The following is a 23185-nucleotide window of genomic DNA, read 5'->3' as shown; positions in this document are numbered from 1 at the left end:
AGGGTGCACAGACGGAGTTAATTATGTACGCGGTTTTCCAAAGTGGTGGTAAACAGCATCGTGTGACTGAAGGTCAAACGATTCGTCTTGAAAAATTAGACGTTGAAACTGGTGCGGCAGTGGAATTTGATTCAGTACTTTTAGTTGCTGATGGTGAGAAGATCGAGATTGGTGTACCGTTCGTAAACGGTGGTAAAGTAACAGCTGAGGTTGTTTCACACGGTCGCGGTGAGAAAATTAAGGTTGTTAAATTTAGACGCCGTAAGCATTCTCGTAAGCAAATGGGCCATCGTCAATGGTTCACTGAAGTTAAAATCACTAGCATTAGCGCTTAATTAGAGGTACTTAGAAATGGCACATAAAAAAGCAGCTGGTAGTACTCGTAACGGTCGTGATTCAGAAAGCAAACGCCTAGGTGTTAAGCGTTTTGGTGGCGAATCAGTTCTAGCGGGTAGCATCATTGTTCGTCAGCGTGGAACTCGTTTCCACCCAGGCGCAAACGTAGGTATCGGTAAAGACCACACTATCTTCGCAAAAGCAGATGGTAAAGTTCAGTTTGAACAAAAAGGTCCTTTAAACCGTAAATACGTAACTATCGTAGCTGAGTAATCAGTAAGGTAGTTAAAAACCCCGCCTTTGCGGGGTTTTTTGTTTTAGGCAGCTCTAAATATATACCTAAGTGTTTTTATGCTCAGTGTGCTCTATAGGCCACTTAGGTATATAATAGAGTTATTAACAAGCCAATCCCTAAAGTGAGTAATCATGAAGTTTGTAGATGAAGTAGAAATTCGCGCAGAAGCTGGTGACGGTGGCAGCGGCATCGTGTCTTTTCGTCGTGAGAAATATGTTCCAGATGGTGGACCTGATGGCGGTGACGGTGGAGACGGTGGTAGTGTTTATCTACAAGCTGATGAAAACTTAAATACCCTTATTGACTATCAATTTGAGCGTTTTCATAGAGCAGAACGTGGTACTAACGGTCAAAGCCGTAATTGTACCGGTAAAAAAGGTGAAGATCTGATTGTAAAAGTGCCGGTAGGTACACGTATCATTGATGTTGATACGCAAGAATCATTAGGGGATTTAACCCAAGATGGTCAACGAATTGTGGTTGCAAAAGGCGGTTTCCATGGCTTGGGGAATGCGCGTTTTAAATCAAGTACTAACCGTGCCCCACGTCAAAAAACACTCGGAACACCTGGTGAAGTGCGTAACCTTAAATTAGAGCTAATGCTACTCGCTGATGTAGGTTTACTGGGTTTACCTAATGCCGGTAAATCAACCTTTATTCGCAGTGTATCGGCTGCAAAACCAAAGGTAGCAGATTATCCATTCACTACGCTTATCCCCAATTTAGGTGTTGTTCGTCCTGAAGCAAATAAGTCATTTGTCATCGCCGATATTCCTGGCTTAATTGAAGGTGCATCGGACGGCGCAGGCTTAGGTATTCGTTTCTTAAAGCATTTAGAGCGCTGTCGTGTGTTATTACACATTATTGATGTTATGCCAGTTGATGGCTCAAACCCTGTTGATAATGCTTTTGCAATTATCAATGAGCTACATCAGTACAGTCCTAAGCTTGCTGAAAAGCCGCGCTGGTTGGTATTTAATAAAATTGATTTATTGCCTGAAGATGAAGCCAAATCTCTATGTGAGCAAATTGCAGAAGAGTTAGGTGAGTCTGAAAATACTTATAGTATTGCTGCAATTAATAAATTAAATACTCAGCCATTAATTCACGACATCATGACGCTACTTGATAACATGCCTAAAGAAAAATTTGTTGAAGTTGCAGATGAAGAAGTTGAATTTAAGTGGGATACCTACCATCAAAAAGCCACTAAAGGCGATGATGATGACTGGGATGATTGGGATGAAGATGATTACGACGTAGAAGTTGTCTACGAGCGTTAACTATAATTGTATATATTTAAAAGGAGCTAACGCTCCTTTTTCTTTGATTAATAATAAAGTATTGGGTATTTAGTGTGATAATTTCAATGATTGCAGCAATGGCAAACAATCGTGTCATTGGCTTAGATAATAAAATGCCATGGCACTTACCTGGCGACCTTCAGCACTTTAAAAAAGTAACTTCTGGTAAGCCCGTTATTATGGGGCGTAAAACATTTGAATCGATAGGTAGGCCGCTACCTGGGCGTCGTAATATTATTATTACTCGCAATACTGAATATCAAGCACCAGGAATTGAAACTGTAACTACTCCTGAAGCTGCACTTGAGCTTGTTAATGATATTGCCGAAGTGATGATTATTGGTGGTGGAAACATCTATCAACAGTTCTTAGAGCAAGCACATCGCTTATATCTAACCTTTATAGACTTAGATGTAGAAGGGGATACACAGTTTCCTGATTACCAAAGTGTTGCAAATTGGCAAATTGAAGATGAAATGTTGATGGCGCCTGATGAGAAAAATAAATATAGTTATAAATTCGTAACTTTGAATAAAGTCTCTTAACATTATTGCCAAAATCTGAGCGTGTTGGTACAATATTAAACAGTCGAGTACGAAAAAAGTATTAATATAGGGTGTCCAATCAATGATTAAATTACCGAAACTAGTTGTAATTGCTGCTATTGCAGCGGGTTCGTTTGCTTATACTGCGCCTGCAAGCGCTAATGACCAGTTAGCTGTTTCAGTTTGTGAATACATTGCTGGTGATGATAAAAACCGTCTACGTAGCAAATTAAAAAGTTCACGTGTGAAAGTTCGTAATATCTATGATGCAGTTTTTTGTAATGGTAATAACTTATTGCGTCATGCTGTTGCAAGTAATGCAGTTGATACAGGCGAGTACATTGTTAAAAACTTATCTAAGAGCTCACTTGAAGACGGTGCAGATATTGCTTGGGCTGAGGCAAATCATGCAGGCTCACCTTTAATCCCTATTATTAAAGACCGTGCAGGCCTTTAAATAAAAGCTTAATTAATAAAAAAACCGCGTTTAAACGCGGTTTTTTATTTACTTAGATAAATTGTCATTTTACATCCTGTCTAACTACCTTTAAGTCTAATTCCCTCACGTATTTATCCTTATTACTCTTGTTACATAAATATGTCATAAAAATTCAATACTCTATGTGTATTTCAGTTTTGAGATATATTTATGCGTGTATCATTTTTTACCCGTTTACTAGCCATTTTACTAACATTTGCAAGTATCCTTCTAGCCGCGACCTTGTTATGGGCAAGCCATACATTACTAAAGCTTCAGCAACAAGATAGCGCATACAGCCATTTAAAAAATAGCATAATGGTTGAGCTTGCCAATCAATTAGAGAGTTACTTAGCGCAAGGTAATAGCCAATACTTAAAACAATCATCTACCTTGATTGAGCAACTTAAAGCGCAACAGTTAACGGTGCTTCCTCATGAGTTAGAAGCTCGTTTAGCTGAACAATTAACTTTATTAGATACAGATATTAATGGTAAATACAGATCACTTGGAAAACTCTCTGGCAATGAAACTGCGCTGTTAGATAACGCGCTTAGACAAATGGCCGGCTCAGCCTCTTCACTTATGAATTATGCGCAAAAAGCATCAACGCAAGCCAGTAACGCTCTTAGCTACAATAAATTAGCGAGTGATTATTACAGTGAAGTGGTTAATTTATCACTATCGACTTATCAGCTGCTAAATAATTACCAACCTGAGATAGAGAAAAACCTGCAACAAAGTATAAAAACCCTAAACTTACTAGCTGTAAAAATTGAGCAGCTACCTAACTTAGGAGTAATGACTGAGGTTGATGAATTTGCTTTATTTGTAGATGAAGAACCTGAAGATTTGGCTGCTGAAATAAAAGCAGAGTTGGTGAGTTGGCCTAAACGTTATCTGCGTGATTTAAGCAGTACTTTATCGCAATCAAAACTACGTCGTTCAGGAACAAATGAGTTACGCGAACAAATTAGCTTACTATCAAATACAGTGATTGAGGCAGAGCAAACATTAAAAGCGCAGCAAGATACCGTAAAGCAACAAGTGTTCTGGGTGTTTGGAATAGCAATAGGTGGACTAGTAATATTAGCTTTTGGTGTTTATTGGGTGCAACGTAAACAGGTTTTACAACCTTTACGACAACTGCGAGATGGGTTTGCATTCTTAATCGAAAGTAATGAGTTAAAAAATATTACAGTGAATAACCCTAAAACAGAGGTGGGTGAAATAGCGCAGTATTTTAACCAGTTAATTGAACGCCAGCGTTTGGAAGCGCAAGAAAGAGCAGATATGCTTAATGTAGTCAGTGATTTCATGCAGCAGATGAGTGGGCATTTATACACGATAGGTCAAAAAAGTAATGCGAGTTATCAGCAGGTAAATCACAATGAAGAACTGCTTCTTAATATTCAGCAACTTGGCGAGCAGGTTAATCATATCAATGCTCAAGCTGCTGAAAATGCTCAAAGTACTTATGAAGCAATGCAACAAAGTGTTGGTTTTGCCAAAAGTATGCTTAATGCCAGTTCTGATACACAGCAGCGAATTGAGCAAGGTATGCATAGTGTTCAGGAATTACTGAGCGGGGTACAGGGAGTAAGCAATATTATTACGGTCATACGTACCATCGCTGAGCAAACAAACTTACTCGCGCTCAATGCTGCGATTGAATCAGCAAGAGCAGGTGAGCAAGGTCGAGGTTTTGCCGTGGTTGCTGATGAGGTAAGGCAATTAGCTATGCAGACTCAAGGTTCGTTAAAAGAGATTAATGATCAATTGGCGCTACTAAGCGAAAACTCTCAAGAAGTCTATAAACAAATCAATGCATTAACTGAGGATGCACAGTTACAAACTGCAAATGCTCAAGAGCTTAAAGCAAACTCTGAAGGAGTTGCAGATAATGCGCAGCAGGCTAATAAAGTTGCGATTGATGCAATGGAATTGGCTAAACAACAAAGTAATTTCCTTAGTGACTTTACTCTATCAATGCATGATATGAAAAGCCAAGTAAGTGAGTCGAGTGAATTAGTTGCTGATATAGGCTCGCAATTAGAGTTGCAAATGACATCTATTAAAGAAGGTTTAGGTTTAGATAACAACAGCGATTAATCGAAGACGAATTAAATATTAATCTGTATGCTAAAAGACTATTTAATTACCCTAAGGAATTAATATGATAGAGCTAGGTCAGACAATACCTGCAGTAAATTTATCTCAGCTTAGTGATAAAGGTATGCAAACACTCACTAATAATGAATTATTTACAGATAAAAAAGTTGTGTTATTTGCGGTGCCTGGTGCTTTTACACCCACTTGTTCGAATGCTCATTTGCCTGGTTATATCGCGCTAGCCGATAAAATTAAGGCTAAGGGTATTAACGCTATCTACTGTGTATCGGTAAATGATGCATTTGTGATGAAAGCATGGGGTGAGTCACAAAATGCAGAGCATATAGATATGCTGGCAGACGGCGATGCCAGTTTTACTCGTGCTTTAGGTCTTGAAAAAGATACCGCAGGCTTTGGTGGTTTGCGCTCGAAACGTTACGCTATGGTTGTAGATAGTGGTGTTGTTAACCAATTATTTGTCGAGCAAGAAAAAGAATTTGTAATAAGTAGCGCTGAAGTCGTTTTAGCTAAACTATAACTAATCTGCGTTTATCAGTAAAAAAGCCGATACATATATATCGGCTTTTTATTAAAAGAGTAGATGGACTATGGCTGGTATTGACCACTTAGCGTTAAACCTGAGAAGGTTTGATACGCATTAACACTTAAATGCCATGTGCCTGCTTGAGGGTTGCTAAATGTACATGTTTCGGCGTTACCAGTTTTAAATGGGCGGCAATCATAGCTTGAGCTGGTTGGCTGACTACCAAATTTTACAAATAAGTCAGCATCACCAGTGCCACCTGATGTTGTTACAGTAAAGTTAGCCATGCCAGCAGGAACTTCTAGCGTGTAATGCTTCCACTGACCTGCTGTTGCAGAAACATCAGATACTGTACCGCCACCCGCTTGTGGTGTGCCTGAGTCTGAACCGCCTGTGATGTTACCGACTAAACTAACGCCAGTGTAGGCTGAGTAGCCGTTTAGCATTATATGATAAGTACCTGAAGTTGGGTTATCGATAGAACACTCTTCACTGTTACCTTCATTGTAAGGACGGCAATCATAAGTGCTTGTTGTCGGTTTACTACCAGCACGTACATACAAGTCAGCATCACCTGTACCACCACTCATTGTGAAAGTTACATTAGTAGCACCGCTTGGGACTGTCATAGTGTAAAAGTTTTGTGTACTTGTCGCACCGCTTAAGCCTGTTTTCGCTTGCCCATCAATAAGCTCATTATCACCTGATGTTGGCGGTGGTGTACCACCAGAGGCTGCTGCAACAGCAGCGGCAGCATCAACAATGCCTGTGCCACAGTTAGTACAAGTTGCTGGGAATGCACGAGTTGTTGTTTTTAAAATATTTTCTATTTCATCAGGTGTCGCGTTTGGTTTTGCTTGTTTGATTAACGCTGCTACACCTGCAACATGAGGGGCGGCCATTGATGTACCTTGCGAAAAACCATAGCTGTCGCTTGATGGTGTTGTTGAGCCTGAGTTGTAAGTAGATAAAACACCTTCAGAATCATTAGCAAAATTTTGTGCGCCACCCGGTGCTGCTACATCAATATTGCTACCATAATTTGAGTAATATGCGCGGCCACCGTTACGACCAACTGATGCAACATTAACAACTCCATTACAGTTACCCGGGTTGTAGTTTGCAGAATTATCGTTATCGTTACCTGCAGCTATTACAACAACAGAGCCGTTGTTACGTGCAGTATTAATCGCATTTTGAGTCGTTGAGCTACATGTACCTGCACCACCTAAACTCATGTTTATAACATCTGCAGGGTTTGGGTTTGTCGATGTACCTGATACGTTTCCGCCTGAAGCCCAAATAATGCCGTCAGCAATATCTGAGGTCAAGCCGCCACATTTACCTAATACACGTACTGGCACTACTTTGGCGTCGTAAGCAACACCAGCAACGCCTTCACCATTATTAGTCACAGCAGCGACTGTGCCTGCTACGTGAGTACCATGCCAGCTAGAGCCTTGTGCTCCATTATCACCACATTCTCCGGCTGCAACAGCATCCCCTGGATCGCGAGCATCGTTATCACGGCCATTGCCATCATTAGCGACTGATAGATTAGAGATCATATCGTAGCCAGGTAAAATATTGGCGTTTAAATCAACATGTGGGCGGTAACCAGTATCAAGAACAGCTACAACCACGCCGCTACCTGTAGCAGTATCCCAGGCTGTTGGTAGATTTAGGCCACCGGCTTGCTCATAGTAATGCCATTGGTCGCCATAACGAGGGTCGTTTGGTGTTGCAAATGGCTTTAACATTTGATCGACTTCAATGTATTCAACATTGCCTGAATTGACCATTTCTTGCATAAACTGTTGTGCTTCTTCAGCATTGAGCTTTTTGTCGGCACGCATTACGTGATGATCATTTAATGCCATTGCGCGGATATATTTAGCTTTAACTTTACCTTTTTTTGAGGTGAAGTTTTTTACAAAGCTTTGCGCTTTTTTGTTCATCATTGCAGGCGATGCTTCAGCTGTTGATACGTTCATCATATCGCTATTATTTTTATATTTGATAATGAACTGAGTTTCAAACCCACTTTGATTTTGCATTTTAACTGAGGTTTCAGCCATTGATGGTGCGATTGCTTGTGCTGGATTTGCCATGCTTGAGCTGGCTGCAAATAGTGTACTTATTGTTAGCGCAACAGCGCATTTTTTAAATGAATTATTAGAAGTCATAATTACCCTTAGTTTTATTATTATTTGTGGAAAGCCACAAAGCGGGTACAAAGGTAAATGATCTGTTAATAATTTTGAAATATTAAATACGTATGTGCCTATCTCATTTAGTTATAACCGTGAATTTAGTAAGCTTTCAGTCGTTTTGTATTTGTTTTTATTATGTTGACGATCCTAATGTATTAGATTTTTTTGGTGTTTTTTATCATTATTTAATCTTTATTGATAAATTAAAAACAATATAACAGCTATCTTGTTGTTACCGAAACTTTGTTATAATTCACCAAAGTTTTTAAGAGATGACCAAATGACTCACCTTGATGTGATAGTGATCGGTGCCGGAGCTGCAGGTTTAATGTGTGCAGCACAAGCAGGATATCGCGGCCGAAGTGTTACAGTGCTTGATATGGGTAAAAAGCCAGGACGTAAAATTTTAATTAGTGGTGGCGGGCGATGTAATTTTACTAACGAAAATGCGAGCCCTAATAACTATTTATGCACTAATCCCCATTTTGTAAAGTCGTGCTTAAGTCGTTATACCCAACATGACTTTGTAGAGCTTGTAGACCGACATGGTTTGGCGTATCACCATAAAACATTGGGACAATTATTTTGTGACAATAGCGCACAAGACATTGTTGATATTTTACTAACCGAATGTGAGTGGGCTGGCGTTACAATTAAACTACGCAGCGAAGTGTTAAATGTAGCTAAAACAGCAACAGGTTACAGTGTCACAACTGAGCAAGAAACTCTGACCTGCGAGTCGTTAGTTGTCGCATCGGGCGGTTTAACTATGCCTAAACTTGGCGCGACGCCAATAGGTTATAAAATTGCAGAGCAATTTGGTTTAAAGGTATTGCCGACGATGGCTGCTTTAGTTCCCTTTACCTTACATCAACACGATAAAGAGCGTTTTGAAGGGCTTTCTGGCATTAGTATTCCTTGTGAAGTTGCAAGCGAAGATGGTACTGTATTTAAAGAGAATATTCTATTTACTCACCGCGGCTTATCCGGGCCTGCCATATTACAAATAAGCTCATTTTGGCGAGCAGGTCAGGCGGTGACGATCAATTTATTACCTGAACTCGATTTAAAGCAACAGCTAGCCGATTGGCGAGAAACGCAAGCGCAAAAATCGTTAAAAAATAGCCTCGCTACTATCCTTCCTAAGCGTTTTGTTGAAATACTCCATAACAGTAAAGCTATTCCTGATTGCAATATTAATCAGCTAACGCATAGCCAAATTGATGCGCTTGCTGATTATATTCATGCGTGGCAAATTAAGCCAAATGGTACTGAGGGTTACAGAACCGCAGAAGTGACTTTAGGTGGTGTAGATACCGATGAGCTAAGCTCAAAAACATTTGAGGCTAAAAAAGCCAAAGGTTTATACTTTATTGGTGAAGTGACCGATGTAACGGGTTGGCTAGGAGGCTATAATTTCCAATACGCGTGGAGCTGTGGATTTGCCGCTGGGCAATACGCGTAAAATGTATTCTGCTATTAAAAAATGAGACATTCTAATAGAAAAAGAAACAATCTAATAAAAAGTGAGATTGTTGATTAGTTTGTCTCATATTGATTCAGTAGCCATTCCATTATAGAGGACGTTTAACTTTGAACAATTCGACGAACTCCTCTGACGTTATTTGATGATTGACATCTTTGTAAGAAAACTTGTTTCTAGGGTTTAAAAATTCACTTTTTATATAGATATGAGTATGGACCATAGAAGAAGCGTATTTTGCTTTTAGTGACGATATATATTTATTAGCTCCCTCTAGATCACAAACATCAGGTACAACAATCAAAACATCAATATCTTTAAAGTTAGGTGTTTTTAGGAAGGAACCAAAAAGATAAAATTCAGTATTATTAATTTCTATAGTCCTCTAAGAATTTACCAAAGGGTATCACCTCTATGCTGAGAGATTTTCCGTGAGTAATAGCTTCTCTTGTGGCTTTGCACCATGTTGTCGGGTAAGTAACGATGTCAGCGCCTTTTCTTAATGCACTCAAAACAACATCTACGTTAATTTCATATTCACTTGTTGTAGGACAATAAACTTTTAAAGTCTTACCTTGAAATTCAAACTCTCCAATATTTTCATCTATAACTATAAACTTTGAGCTTTGGTCTAGTTGCTTCCTAAGCCAGTAAATACTACTACTCATTATTTTGTTTCCTTTTTTAAACTGTCAGATTCATTTTTGATTAATGTATTCCATTCAGGCTTGTATTTGTATTTTGAGTACATCTCATTTGGAGAGTCATCATATTCACAGAAGGCGGAACAGTGAAAAAATAGCTCTTTGAGGTGGTTTTTATTTTCTGCCTCAGACTGAAGCCAATGTTTTTGAATTAGTTGCCTAATTTGCATAAGGTTAGGTTTTACTACTTTATCTTTCAGTGAATTCCATGTTTCTCCTTTAGCATTAGCTACTTCAGCAGTTCGTCCTATAAACTTATTGGGACCAAATTCTTTGTATAGCATTTCATTTTCAGTAAGAATTGATAGCAAAGGGCCATAAAAATCTTCAATTAATTTTTTTCTAGAGTCCATCGCTTTTATTTTGCTTTGGTATTTTGACGTAATCCATGCGGAGAAAAAAGCAACCGCCAGCCCTGAAAGAATTGAGACTATCAATGCAATTATGGAAATGATGTTCGCGGTATTTAAGTTGTCAGGTTCCAACTCAGGCTTCCTTACATTTGGCTTTCATTAGTTTCTAATAACTCCAGTCTTCATAGGCCAGAGGCAAGCTATTAAGCAAGTCTCTGCGTTCACGCCAGTTTGGCATATGATTGTCCATGAGTGAGCGGAACTTTTCGTTATGGTGGCGCTCTAGTAAATGAACTAATTCGTGGGCAAGTATGAATTCCATGCACTCAGGAGGTTTTTTAGCTAGTTCAAGGTTAAGCCAAATTCGCTTAGCTTGAATATTGCAGCTTCCCCATTTGGTTTTCATCTTTTTGATGTTGAGAGAACCAGCGTTTACACCTAGTTTTTTTTCCCATTGAGGTAATAATTTTTCAAGTGAGCGCTGCATTTCATCTCGATAGAAACGGTTAAGCAGTTTGAGTTTGTTATCGGTTGACGTATTTTCAGCGACAGCTAGCACTAAATTACCGTTGCCTCTAGCGGTAACACTATATCCGCCTTTTGCCTCTATAAGCTTTAAACGGTATTTATTACCCCATAAATAGTGGCATTCACCATTGACCATTTCACGTACAGATTGGCGCTCTTGTCCTGCAAAGTCAGCTTGCTGTTTTTTAATCCAAGCAAGCTTATTTACGATTGCCAGCCTTACCTTTTGTTCACTCGTATCATTAGGGATCGACAAGCGCACTTTGCCATTAGGCGGCAGTACACTTAGGTGAATGTTTTTAATAGCTCTGCGGTTTAGCTCTACATCAATGTCGCCAATACGAACTACTTCAATACTCTCTGCATTGCTTTTGGTATGACGCACTAATGGTATTCCTTCTGAGCTTTAATTAGCTTCATGATATCAATAATATTGATGTCATAACCTGCTGCCTCTTCTCGCACCGCGTTGGCTATCTCACGCTCTTTAAATCGATCCCCAAGCCAATCAGCTTTCTTGGTATAACGAACAGCAGTATCAATTTTAGTAGTAAGTACTTCATCATTACCGAAGTTGTTGTAAATTGCTTGTTTGGCTGGTGTATCAACAGAAGTGGGATAGCTTTGATTGCTATTTTCAGTTGGGTTTACCACTTTCTTAGCGAGTGCTCGTATCTGTTCAAGATACTCTTGATAGCTAATAGCTTGCTCTCTTCGCTGCTTAATTAACTCATCCAGCAAGGTTGCCATGCTGTCAAAGTATTTAGGGTTTACTGGATTTTCATCAACGATGGTTTTTCTAACATTGTTTTCAATGGCTTCTGCCATTGCATCTTCATTGTTACGCAAGCCTTCAGGTAAATCTTCTAAGTCTTTACCGTTGTTGTTTACCACTAGATCAATCAAGCCGAACTCTTCAAAATCCATCAGTAATTCACTGTCATCAGCTCGAATATACATATCAAGTAACTGACGCATAGCAGGCTCAAACCGCTTCATTTCGAGTAAGTCGCCACTGGAAAGCTTAACTTCGTCACGAACCTTCTCGAAGTACGCGACTTCTTTCTTAATATTTTCAGCCTCTTCAAAGGTGTAACCAGCTTGCTCCATTTCATTTGCAAGGTTAGTGTAAGCTCGGATGAGCTTAGCTACTGATTGATATAGAGTTAAACGTAGTGCTTCTTTTTCTGTGCGCTCATTTTCATCCTTTGATTCAACACCAGACTCACCACAAAAATAATGTTGGAAGTCTTTGATGTCTCTTGGTGCTTTTACTGGCTCGCATAACGCTCGTACTGCTTCCAGCGCATTATCTAAATCAGTACGAGATTCTTGCAATCGATCTTTTAAAAGCCCTTTAACATCGTCAGCATCGTAGCCATCAAACGCTTCGGCTGTGTAATCTTTAATGGCTTTATCAAGTGAACGGAATAAGTCTTTGTAGTCGATAACGTAACCGTAGTCTTTATCTTCACCGTCTAGACGGTTTACACGGCAGATTGCTTGAAATAGGTTGTGGTCAGTCATCTTTTTATCGATATAAAGGTAAGTGGCAGAGGGGGCATCAAAGCCAGTTAGCAGTTTATCGACCACAATGAGTAGGCGCATTTGCCCCGGTTCTTCGATAAAGCGCTTTTTAACCGCTTTTTCAAACTCCTCCACACGCTTAGCGGCCTCATCTTCACTTTGCTCAAAGTAATCAGCTAACATCTTGCGATAAGTTTCATACTTAAACAGTTTTTCGGTTAACCCTTCACCAGATTCTTCACCTTTTATCGAACTTGCAGCAGGTTGATAACTGGTCACTACCGCACATTTACCAGCAAGATCTGTTTTAGAAAACATCTCATAAACCATGCAGGCTTGATGGACACTGGCACACACCAACATAGCGTTGCCTCTACCAGACATTAGTGCAGGCTTTCTTTTCATATCCAGCCATATATCCATCACAATGCGTTCTAGTCGAGACTTACTGGAGAGTACTTTTTGCATGGTTCCCCATTTTTGTTTGAGCTGCATTTTGGCTAGGTTAGATAAGCCTTGAGTATTTGCATCAAACCAAGTATCAACGCCTTTCTCTGAAGTTAAATGTTGATCAATATCTCTTGCTTCATAACGCAGATCGAGTACCACACCGTCACTAACGGCTTCATCAAACTTGTAGGTGTGGATATATGGACCAAAGACCTCCAAGGACTTTTTCTTATCTTTTTTCATTAATGGCGTACCAGTAAAACCAACAAACATGGCCTCTGGTAAAATGGCTTTCATCGCTTCGTGCAGCTTGCCTGATTGAGTTCGATGACACTCATCAACAAACACAAACAAGTTACCTTTTGCTGCAAATTCAGTTGGCAGGTTTTTGGTTAATGCTTCAAGATAGTGTTTTGTCGCTTTATTATCGTCTTCTTCACTTTCTTTATCACTTAGCGCTTCGCCATTTCGACCAAACTTATGCACGAGTGAGCAGAATAGCCAAGGGTTCGGTTGATTAAGCGTGGCAACTAAATCCCGTCCGCTTTTTGTGCGATAGATCTCTTCATCAACACCTGAGAATACTTTTTCTATTTGTTCGTCTAACTCTGTTCTATCAGTAATAATTAGCACACGAGAATCAGTAACGTTCTCGCGAATCCATTTAGCTAACCACACCATCGTTAGGCTTTTGCCTGAGCCTTGGGTATGCCAAATAATCCCGTCTTGTTTTGATTTAACGTGCTTTTTAGCGGCTTGAATACCAAAGAATTGATTGTGTCGGCAGGTCTTCTTCACCCCTGCATCAAAAACAATAAAATCGTGAATAAGCTGTAAGAAGCGTTTTTTATCACATAGCTGCGCGACATGTTTATCTAACGGTGTTTCTGTTGCTACCTGCGCAAGTGGCAAGCAAACAGCGCCTTCCGGTTCCTTCCATTCAAGATAGTATTTTTCAGATGTTTCAATCGTACCATAGCGGACACCTTGGGTGTCATTGCCTGCCATTACTAGCTGCATAGTGGTAAAGAAGTTACGAATAAACGCTTTCTTTTGGTTGTCTAAGTTCTGGCGAATGCCCTCACTAACTGACACTGAAGAGCGTTTTAATTCAATCACGCCCAGCGCGATGCCATTAACATAAATCACGATATCAGGGCGCTTGGTTTTAGGAGAGATCTGCTCACCTTTTACGGTCACTTCTTCAGCAATAGCAAAGTCGTTAGCTTCTGGGTTTTTCCAGTCTATTAGCCAAACAGTTTGGTTTTGCTCACCTGTACCTTCTTTTTCTTTTACGCCATAACGCAGAAGGCGATAAACATCTTTGTTCGCATCAAAGAGCTTTTTACCTTCACCGAGGGCTGCGGCAGTATCAAGTTGGCGTAATGTGCGGGTAATCAGAGCATCAGAAGTTCCGCGACCTTTGAGCCATTTAGTCAGCAAGTCTTTTTCTATATTGCTGTTACCTTCACGGTACTCCCAATTACCTAGGTAATCGTAATCAAGTTGTTCTTTAAAAAACTTAACTACGCGGTTTTGGGTTTTACGTTCTAATTGACCAACATTACTCATCGTCTAAATCCTTTAAACTTGCGCATAGTTTTTGAATCTTTAATTTTACATCTTCAATACTTTTCTGATTTTTATCACTGTAGTATTTGTAAAAGTCGAGGCTAGGCAATGCCCTGCCACTCAATTCAAATCCTTCACTCTCTAGTAAATCCATTAAAGTCTCTGGTGCATTTTCGATTTCACCACCTTTGACTCTAATATCGAAGCAGCTACCTGTTTTATGGATCTCTATTTGATATCGCTGTTCATTATGAACAAAACCGGTTAATTTCAAATGCGCACTTTCTTCACGCGACTTAACTGGCTCGTACCTTAACAATGAAAAAGGTGCTATCAAGCTATTGTCTTGAGATAGCTCTAGTTCTAGTACTTTAGTGAAAAGTTCAATATGCGTATGATTTCGCTGTGATTGTCCAAGTAATACAAATTCAGAGTTATTTTTCTCAATAAAGCCTTGCTGGCAATACGCGAGTAACTCTTTATGTTGAATTAATGCTTTTCTCCAAGGCTCAATTTCTTCAGACTTAATAGCAATGGAACAAATAGTAGAAAGTGATGTTTGTATTTCTTCAACATTAAATAACGGGTCATCTAGCACTGCTTTAACGTAACTTTGTTTTTGCTCAATTGAAGCTGTGCCGAACCGTAGTAACCTTTTCCAACTATGATCACGAGGAATATTGTTTCTAGTATCGCGAGAAGACAGCATATTGTATTTGTCGCCTCGTTTATCGGTGAAGTATTCACCTTTACTTAATACCGACCTTTCCCACAAATAATCAATTGGTGCTGAGCTGCTTTCAATTCGATCAAATACACGTTGAATCGCATTAGAATATCGTGTGAAGCTACTTAAATACTCGACATTTTCTTCAGCGCTCCAGTTGCAATGATTGTGTTCACGGTAATAACTTAGGATTTCAGCAAAATTTAAAATACAGCCAATCTGGCCTGTCAGAAATGAATGTTGCTCTGCACTGGTAATTGCTTCTCTCCATTCACTAGACCTTAGCAGCAGATGAGCCTTGATCTTCTCTTCGACTATCTGAGCACCTGTAAAACCTGATATTTCAACATCATTAGCTAGTGTTTCTAATATAGGGCTATCGTGCTGGCAAAGGTTGTCTATTGCAAACAGTGCTTTATTAAACTCATCTGCGGTATTGATAATGGTGTTGTCGGTTAAATTAAAGATTACTCTTAACCATTCCTTCAACTCTTCATCAGTGGGTGATTTTGCCACATAGTTGTAAAACGCATAAAATCTGAGTTTATCATCGTAGCTAGCATCGTTTTTCAATACGTTCTTGAATGTTTTGTGTTCGTTGTAGTAGTTATCAGTGTCTAAGTAGCTGTTTATTTTATTCTCGACCAATCCACCTCTATAGATGAGATCAAGGAAACTAATTAGCCGGATAATGAACTTTTTATTTAAACAACCTAACTCTTCATATTGGGACAGTGTAAGGGGTTCTAATCTCCCGTTTCGACCAAAGAGTTCGCCACTATTTACATGAAGGTCCATAGGGGAATCTTTATGATCAACAAGGTATTGATAGGCGATAACGAGTCGAATGAAATTCATCAATTCATCATCAAAGGTATCGTCAATTGAGAAAAAATTTCTATAGGGCCAGAACAAATCGGCCCAGTCGGTATCTATCTTATGTATGAAGTAATTATAACCGCTAACACTGTCTTGAAAAGGCAATGTGTACTCAGGCCAATCACTCTCAAAAGACTTTATCTTTTGTTCTAACTTGGCTTTAAAATTTTCAAATATTGTAAGCGGCTTACCACGAGCATTCATTTTTATATAAAGCTCATCTGACAAACCAAAATAATGAAGGTCTAAAAACTGAAAGGTAATGTAAGGTTCAGTTGTATTGGTGATTCGTTCGTACAAATTGACATCACTTTGAGAAAACAATGCTTGAATTGCATCAAGCATATTCAAACAAGCTTGTACGGTTGGATCTTGTTGCCACGATAAATAAAACCACTGACTATTTTTAATCTGCTTACTTATTGTTGCATTCGATATTTCAATATCTTTGGAGGTTAATGCATCAAAAAACTCGGTTGTGCTTGGACGTGTCTTATAAGTAAAGCGAGATCGTTGTTCATCAGTGACAAACCGTTCTCTGAATTCTGCAATATGACCATGTTGTATTGCTAAGTACCAATGCAATAAAAATAGAGTCGTTAAGCGCTGCTGCCCGTCAAGAACAGAGAAAGCCTTACTTTGTCCCTCTTCAAAATTTCCGTAAACAAAGTCCAAATCTAAAGGCTGGCGTGAGTCATCTTTGTTATTTAGCGCTTGGTATAATGAATTTAAAAACAGTGTTCTAACTTCATCTTCTTCTTTTCGACCCTGTGCATAATCACGCTGTAATATTGGAATTTCTATCGCTTCAACAACATCAAATAGACCGTAAAATGTTAAGCTTTTTCCCTTATTCATGTCCTAACTCCTTTTGATGAACACCTACTCCTTGAAAGAAACCGAGTAACATTTCTACCATAGCCCTTTGATGATCCTCGCTATCTTTCGCTTCCCAATACAGCATCTTATCTACCTGTTTGCTGTAATACTTAAGAAACGCATTCTTAGTGCATAGCGGAACAAAGGTTGCCTTTTTATCTAGTGCGATAATCCTCGCTCGTTTAATCGGAAATACCGCATTTTGATAGCTACGGTTAGTTCTGCTATCTAGCAAGGTTAGATTGCCAATTGAGTTATCTACATCTTCATTACCATCAGGGTCGTAATGCGCTCGTACCTTGTCGTACACAGCTTCAAAATGATCATTATTGAAGTTGGTTGCTAGCAGTAACTCTTTTGCTTCAAGCTTGATAGATAGCTCTTCATTATTTGCATCAGTGTCAGACTCCTCAACTTCTATGGATTCATCGCTGGAAATATATGCAACAACGTTTTCAAGCCATGCCTTTTGCTTGTCTTTACTATTTGGCATATCGGATGCCACTGAGCGGATATGTTCAATATCCCAACTGTCTAATTTATATTTATCAAATTGAAAACGCGCATTGGTCGCAGGGTTGGCAAGTAAGCTAGCTACGTTGAATAGCAATAGTATTGGTCTGAGTTTATGCGCTCCAGATTCATAAGTGAGTGAGTTTAGTCTCTCATCTAGCCATTCTTGAGATAACGTATCTATTTCTCTACCGTTAAAGGTCTTACTGAAGACTAACTTTAACAATGACTGTCGAAAATCATACTTTGTGAGGGCCTCTTGATGTAATTCGAAAATATGGGAGATAGAAACTTTCTGCGAGACTAAATAGCCAATCAAGTGAAATAAAGCACGGTCGTTATACCACTCTTCTAGCGTCATAAAGCATTGCTTTACCTTTAGCCATTCACGAGCAACATCGACAGGTTTATCTTTATCACCGCTATTCGAAAGCAGTCGGTTGAACGTCAGAAATATTTTCAACTTGTCAGTGTCTAGAATGCCTTCATCATTAAGGTTTCTAGATGCCAAATCCAGCACAAACTCGATACGATTGGTGGTAATAGATTTGTTGCTAATGAAATACCAAAATGCGTCATCTTGTAAGCGTTTTTCAATGGCATCCCACTCTTGAGAAATTCTTAATTGCTGAAGATCTTGAATTGGTTTTTTTATATCGGAATCATTGACATCTAGGGCAAAGTTACTCGACTTTAAAAATAGCGCTTTTACAAGCTCGGCATTTACTAGTGGGATTTTACCCATGTTCAGCCGAGTAAACACCTCGGTTACATTTTCAGTTTCGTCAATTTGATACCATATGACTTGAACACTTTTCTTTGAGTCGTGGGGGCCTAGTAATGTCTGAATGAAGTTAACTTTATATGTGCCATCTTGTGCATCAAACCATTCTTCTACTGCTTTTTTAGCTTGTACAATATGGAAGAAGTCGATGTTTTCTTCGCCACGATCTTCATTAATATCCTGAAGAAACTCAGCACTTTCTTCTCGTGTTTCATAGCTCAATTGATAACGAGATTTACCAAGTAAGGCTAGGATGTCTTTTAAATACGTTAGAATGATATATATGGTGGTCAGTCGCTGTTGACCATCGACTAATTCCCAATCGCTATTATGTTTTTTTACCACAATAGGCTGTAAGCAATAAAAAGCGTTCTTATTGCTATTTTCTGCTTGCTGCTGAAACTCTTTAATGTCATCGAGCAGTTCAGTAACCTGCCTTTTAGACCAACGATAACCACGTTGGTAGGCGGGAATGAAAAACGACAGTTCCAATAAATCGTTAATGGGCTTTAATTCTAATTCGTTACATTCAGACATCCATGTTCCTTATTGTTCTTTATCAAATGGTAAACGAGTGCGGCCTGTAAGTAGCTCTTGCATCATACCTTGTTTGATTTGGCGGGTTTTCGCTAAGCGCTGTTTAAGGGTTTGGATTTCGTTATTCATATCCGAGAGGATGGTGGCGATTGCAGCTTGTTCTTCTATATTTGGTAAACCTATTGGGTAAGCTTTTAAAGCGGAAAGCTCAACACCAGTTTGCCCAGATGATCTTTGTGAAAGGTTGTCCATCAACTCAAATAAAGAATCACTTTTTAAGAAATGATATAAAAACTCTTTATGAATTTTTTCATTTGGAATCGCTTTGATTAAGGCAACATTATAGGCCCCTTCAATTCCTCGTAGTATTTGAAAAATTGGAGGCCCATATCGACCAATCATGATGTCATCAGCACTACATGTTTTCTTTGCTAAAGATGATGGGATGTATACTTTATGTTTATCGGACTTGTAATCCCTAATCTGTATTAATCTTACATAGCCTTCTTGTTCTTTATATGAAAATGTATTTTTTTCTGGCTGCGCACCACCAACAAAACATACAACATCACCCAGAGCTAAGTCTTCCCAATCCTCAGGGATTTCGCCTAGTTCGCTGGGTTTTGTGCCTTTTGGTTGACCCTGTTTTTCGCCTTCGGTGAAAGTGGCGAACTGAGGTAAACGGGTTTTGCCTGTCAGCAATTGCTGCATGGTGGCGGTTTTAATCGCTTGTTTTTTCGCGATCAGTTTTTCCAATTCCGTTAATAGCGCATCGACATCGGACAACGCATTGGCAATAGCGGTTTGTTCTTTTATGTGAGGAAGTGCCAAATAAAACTTTCGTTGTGCCAGAATGGGTACTTGATTGCGCGTAGACTGCGACATCACGGAAGAATATTGACTTTCAAACAGCTTAGACCTAAAAAAGTTTAATAAATACGTATTTTTAATTTCTTCACCGTTACAGCGATAATAAGTGGCTGTAGTACTAATAATTATGAAGTCTTCATACGTTTCTACTAAAGATGATGGTCCTACAGTGGCATTGTGAGCGAATAAAACGTCACCATCCTTTGCCACTCCTTTCTTAAATAACTTAGCCCTTTTTATAGGAAGTCTTTTGCAGTGTTTATAATCAATTTTACCTGAGTAAAAGTCTGTCGCACCAACGTATGGAATACCGTCATCTTTAAATTCATGGCTTTTGGGGTAAAGTTCTCCATGATTGCCATCCATTTGATCAAGAATCATTTTAGATGATATTGCTTCATCAATAGTTAAAATCTGCCATTCTTGAGGAAGAATACCCACCTCAGTCTGTTTAAATCCTTTGGGAATATTCTGATCTATTACGCTCATAGCGACCACTCCAAGCCCATCGCTTTTAAATGGCCTGCGACTTTATCGTTAAGGTCATCAACCGATTTAGAAAGGGTTGGTAGTGGTGCGCTGTAGCGCTCTTCCAGTTGCTTAACCCGGTTTGCCATTTGTTGGGTAACGCGCTCAATTTCAGCAATGATATTGGCTTGCAGTGTGGCTAGCCATTTGTCATCGACAATCAGGGTTTTGATTTCATCAATCGTGAGTTTTGGATATTGATTGAATACGGCTAAATCGAGCGCTTCTTGGGCTTCTTTCACTGCTTTTTTCGCAGCCGCTTCGGCATTAAACAATTTAGTTGCTTGTTTCAGTGCTTTCACTTCATCAGCATCAGTAGCAAGCTTTGTTCTAGCGGCAACGCTGGCTTTGGTGATTTTGTCTTTATCGTTGAGGGCCTCAACCAATAAGCCATCTTCACCACCATGTTCTTCTAGGTAGCTTTCAAGTGTTTGAGTAGCTTCGTCTTGTTTAGCTTGCAGGGCATCAACTTGCGCTTTTTCATCTGCAAAATAACGGGCAACAATTAAGCTAGGTGGAATAAGCTCGGCTTTGTACTTTTTCTTGTTGATGATTAAATCTGGCGTTTCTTTGAGTTTTTCGCCCTTGGCAGCCACTAACTCACGAAGGGTTTTACCTGCTTGCCAATCGTCCTGTACCAGTACATACACATCGTCTTGCATGGTATCAGCCCAGTAATCCATTAGGATTTGGTAAATATCGTATTTGCTTAATAGGTCGCTATTGGCATAGCTATTTAACAAGTTCTCTGAAATGTTAAAGATAAAGTTTTTCGGGTTATCGCCTACTTTGATTTCTTTAAGCTTAGCTTCAGGTATCCACTGTTTGAATGGCAATAGGCTACGGGCAGCAAAGTCTTTAAATTCTTGGTGTGCTAAAATAGTGCTTTTTACTTGGCTTGCTTCAACCAGTGCATGGCTGTATCCGTCACGCAAATGAGTGAACAAGGTAGCGCGAATGCTTGGGAATACCTGCCAGTAATGCTCAAGGGCATCAATGTCACGGTTTGGAATGCCACCTTGCAGGTGAGCGCTTAAATCGTGTAAATCTTCTGGCTCAGATGAGTCGATATAACGCGGGATGTTAAGGTTGTAGTCGTTAGCGGCAATTTCATCAATGGGCACTAAACGGCTAAAACGCTCTAACTCTATGCCTTTGTTAAACACATCAACAATTTTATGAATGTCTTGGCTGCGCAGGCGGTTTTTATTGCCATCTTTGATGAAGCCTTTGCTGGCATCAATCATAAAGATGGGGCGACCTGATACGGTTGGTAACTCAGCATCAACCTCGTTGAAGCTCGTCACCGCTTTTTGCGCGTGCTCTTTATCAATCACGATAATACAGGCAGGAATACCAGTTCCGTAAAACAAGTTTGCGGGTAGGCCAATAATGCCTTTGATATAACCTTGTTTGATGAGATTTTCACGAATAGTAGCTTCTGCATTACCACGGAATAATACACCGTGCGGTAAGATCACCGCGCCTTTACCTGTGCTTTTTAAGCTTTTGATAATGTGCAGTAAGAAGGTGTAGTCACCATTTTTCTCAGGCGGAATGCCCCATGTAAAACGGTTATATAAATCGTTTTCTGGGGTTAAGCCACTGGTCCAGTTTTTATTTGAAAATGGAGGGTTGGCAACCGAAAAATCAAAAGTTTTTAATTGGTTAGGGGCATCTTTCCACTGTGGGTTGGCAAGTGTGTTGCCTTTCCATATTTTGGCAGTGGTGTTGTTATGCAAGATCATGTTCATACGGGCAAGTGCGCTAGTGGCCTTGTCGTTTTCTTGCCCGTAAAGGGTTAAACCTCGCTCTGCTTGGTCGCTGGCTTTTAATAACAATGAACCTGAACCACAGGTAGGGTCGTACGCAGTTGCATCTTGTGGCGTATCTTCTTTAATGCCCACCACTTTAGCGAGTATTTGAGAAACCTCAGATGGCGTGTAGAACTGGCCTTTTGATTTACCAGATTCAGTAGCGAAATGACGCATCAAATATTCATAAGCATCACCTAATAAATCGTCACCGCCAGCATGGTTAGAAGATAAGTCTAAGTCTTGAAATATACCGACTAATTTAGTGAGGCGGTCTACCATGTCTTGACCTTTACCCAGCATATCTTCGTTATTGAAGTCGGCGACGTCTATCACGCTTTTAAGGTCGTTTTCTTCTGCAAGCGCAGCGATGATCTTATTAATTTTATCGCCAATTTCCTTATCGCCTTTGGCGGCTATCATGTCGTCATAGCTAGCACCTTCTGGCACGACAATCATGCCGTATGGGTCGCCTTTGTACTTATCACTGACGTACTTCATGAAAAGCATAGTCAGTACGTAGTCTTTATATTGGCTGGCATCCATACCACCACGTAGTTCGTCACAACTTGCCCATAATGATGAATAAAGTTCTGTCTTTTTAATTGCCATGTTTGTTCCTTTAAATCCTTGTGCTTGTGAAGTTAGAGCAAGTCGGTGTTTAAGCCTGCGGCTTTTAAACGGTGTGTGAGATTACGCATTTTAGAAAATTCAGTGCCAAAGCTGGGCTTAAGGCTAACGCCTTCGCAAAACTCTTTTGCCGTCATGCTTTTTAAGCTATCTGCGTATTTGATCATTTGCAGATGCAACTCAGTGGTGTACTGGTTGCGTGGCGCATCATCTAATGCTTGTTTGATATGGTCGAAGATCGCTTGCTCGTTCATAAGACTATTCTTCTTTTAATGGTGATTTATCTAATTTATATAAATTAGATAAATAAGCAAGGGTATTTGCCTGACAGTGCGTCTTTTGGCTTAGATTTGTTTGTTACATAACTGGGTTTGCATATAACTAATTATTGTCTGTCTCTTATACACATCTCCGAGCCCACGAGACCGGAGCCTATCTACACTTATGCGATCGTCGGCAGCGTCAGATGTGTATAAGAGACAGTATTAATTATGCTTATTTATGTCATTGAAAAATTTAAAACTATATGTTTTTTACAGTTGATGAAATCTCTACTGATTAATTAATAAACATAAAAATA

18 protein-coding genes are annotated in these 23185 nt (G+C 39.5%); 8 read left to right on the top strand and 10 right to left on the bottom strand.

Going from position 1 to position 23185, the window contains the following annotated elements:
• The first annotated feature begins 23 nt into the window (after positions 1–23).
• From rplU to FHG08_RS01350, 7 genes are all read left to right on the top strand, one after another.
• On the top strand, positions 24–335 hold the full coding sequence (gene rplU, locus FHG08_RS01380; protein ID WP_138609006.1) for a 50S ribosomal protein L21: 312 nt from the start codon (positions 24–26) through the stop codon (positions 333–335).
• 16 nt (positions 336–351) lie between these two features.
• Positions 352–609: a 50S ribosomal protein L27 gene (rpmA, locus tag FHG08_RS01375; RefSeq protein ID WP_008114963.1), complete on the top strand. Its 258-nt coding sequence runs from the start codon at positions 352–354 to the stop codon at positions 607–609.
• Positions 610–762: 153 nt separating this feature from the next.
• Positions 763–1914 (top strand): Obg family GTPase CgtA, encoded by a 1152-nt coding sequence (cgtA, locus tag FHG08_RS01370; protein WP_178956611.1) that lies wholly within the window; start codon positions 763–765, stop codon positions 1912–1914.
• 74 nt (positions 1915–1988) lie between these two features.
• Positions 1989–2480, top strand: coding sequence for a type 3 dihydrofolate reductase (gene folA, locus FHG08_RS01365; RefSeq protein WP_171039647.1), 492 nt, complete (start codon positions 1989–1991; stop codon positions 2478–2480).
• Positions 2481–2562: 82 nt separating this feature from the next.
• A complete protein-coding gene (locus FHG08_RS01360; protein ID WP_010391650.1) occupies positions 2563–2937 on the top strand; it encodes a DUF3718 domain-containing protein in 375 nt (124 codons plus the stop codon).
• Positions 2938–3129: 192 nt separating this feature from the next.
• A complete protein-coding gene (locus tag FHG08_RS01355; RefSeq protein WP_178956610.1) occupies positions 3130–5070 on the top strand; it encodes a methyl-accepting chemotaxis protein in 1941 nt (646 codons plus the stop codon).
• Positions 5071–5134: 64 nt separating this feature from the next.
• Positions 5135–5608 carry a peroxiredoxin gene (locus FHG08_RS01350; protein WP_178956609.1) on the top strand — a complete coding sequence of 158 codons (474 nt, stop codon included), beginning with the start codon at positions 5135–5137 and terminating at the stop codon, positions 5606–5608.
• A gap of 68 nt (positions 5609–5676) precedes the next feature.
• On the opposite strand, the gene FHG08_RS01345 is transcribed toward FHG08_RS01350, so the two are convergent.
• Positions 5677–7800, bottom strand: a complete 2124-nt coding sequence (locus tag FHG08_RS01345; protein WP_178956608.1) for a S8 family peptidase — start codon at positions 7798–7800, stop codon at positions 5677–5679.
• 307 nt (positions 7801–8107) lie between these two features.
• Here FHG08_RS01345 and FHG08_RS01340 point away from each other — a divergent pair, with 307 nt between their 5' ends.
• On the top strand, positions 8108–9292 hold the full coding sequence (locus FHG08_RS01340) for an NAD(P)/FAD-dependent oxidoreductase (protein ID WP_178956607.1): 1185 nt from the start codon (positions 8108–8110) through the stop codon (positions 9290–9292).
• A gap of 386 nt (positions 9293–9678) precedes the next feature.
• Here FHG08_RS01340 and FHG08_RS01335 read toward each other — a convergent pair whose 3' ends face one another.
• From FHG08_RS01335 to FHG08_RS01295, 9 genes are read right to left on the bottom strand one after another with little or no spacing between them, the layout of a single operon-like run.
• Positions 9679–9978 (bottom strand): hypothetical protein, encoded by a 300-nt coding sequence (locus tag FHG08_RS01335; RefSeq protein ID WP_178956606.1) that lies wholly within the window; start codon positions 9976–9978, stop codon positions 9679–9681.
• On the bottom strand, positions 9978–10499 hold the full coding sequence (locus FHG08_RS01330) for a hypothetical protein (RefSeq protein ID WP_178956605.1): 522 nt from the start codon (positions 10497–10499) through the stop codon (positions 9978–9980). Before FHG08_RS01330 ends, FHG08_RS01335 begins: the two co-directional genes overlap by 1 nt.
• Positions 10500–10533: 34 nt before the next feature.
• A complete protein-coding gene (locus FHG08_RS01325) occupies positions 10534–11280 on the bottom strand; it encodes a M48 family metallopeptidase (protein ID WP_178956604.1) in 747 nt (248 codons plus the stop codon).
• Positions 11280–14444 (bottom strand): type I restriction endonuclease subunit R, encoded by a 3165-nt coding sequence (locus FHG08_RS01320; protein ID WP_178956603.1) that lies wholly within the window; start codon positions 14442–14444, stop codon positions 11280–11282. Before FHG08_RS01320 ends, FHG08_RS01325 begins: the two co-directional genes overlap by 1 nt.
• Complete coding sequence (locus tag FHG08_RS01315) at positions 14437–16908, bottom strand: DUF262 domain-containing protein (protein ID WP_178956602.1); 2472 nt, start codon at positions 16906–16908, stop codon at positions 14437–14439. The genes FHG08_RS01320 and FHG08_RS01315 overlap by 8 nt, the downstream gene beginning before the upstream one ends.
• Complete coding sequence (locus FHG08_RS01310) at positions 16901–18763, bottom strand: DUF262 domain-containing protein (RefSeq protein ID WP_178956601.1); 1863 nt, start codon at positions 18761–18763, stop codon at positions 16901–16903. The genes FHG08_RS01315 and FHG08_RS01310 overlap by 8 nt, the downstream gene beginning before the upstream one ends.
• Before the next feature lie 9 nt (positions 18764–18772).
• Positions 18773–20122, bottom strand: a complete 1350-nt coding sequence (locus FHG08_RS01305) for a restriction endonuclease subunit S (RefSeq protein ID WP_178956600.1) — start codon at positions 20120–20122, stop codon at positions 18773–18775.
• Complete coding sequence (locus FHG08_RS01300) at positions 20119–22587, bottom strand: type I restriction-modification system subunit M (protein WP_178956599.1); 2469 nt, start codon at positions 22585–22587, stop codon at positions 20119–20121. Before FHG08_RS01300 ends, FHG08_RS01305 begins: the two co-directional genes overlap by 4 nt.
• 32 nt (positions 22588–22619) lie before the next feature.
• Positions 22620–22859, bottom strand: coding sequence for a transcription factor (locus FHG08_RS01295; protein WP_178956598.1), 240 nt, complete (start codon positions 22857–22859; stop codon positions 22620–22622).
• Between the last annotated feature and the right edge of the window lie 326 nt (positions 22860–23185).

This window comes from Pseudoalteromonas sp. Scap03 (assembly GCF_013393115.1).
Lineage (GTDB): Bacteria > Pseudomonadota > Gammaproteobacteria > Enterobacterales > Alteromonadaceae > Pseudoalteromonas.
This window is presented reverse-complemented; position numbering and strand designations above follow the sequence as displayed.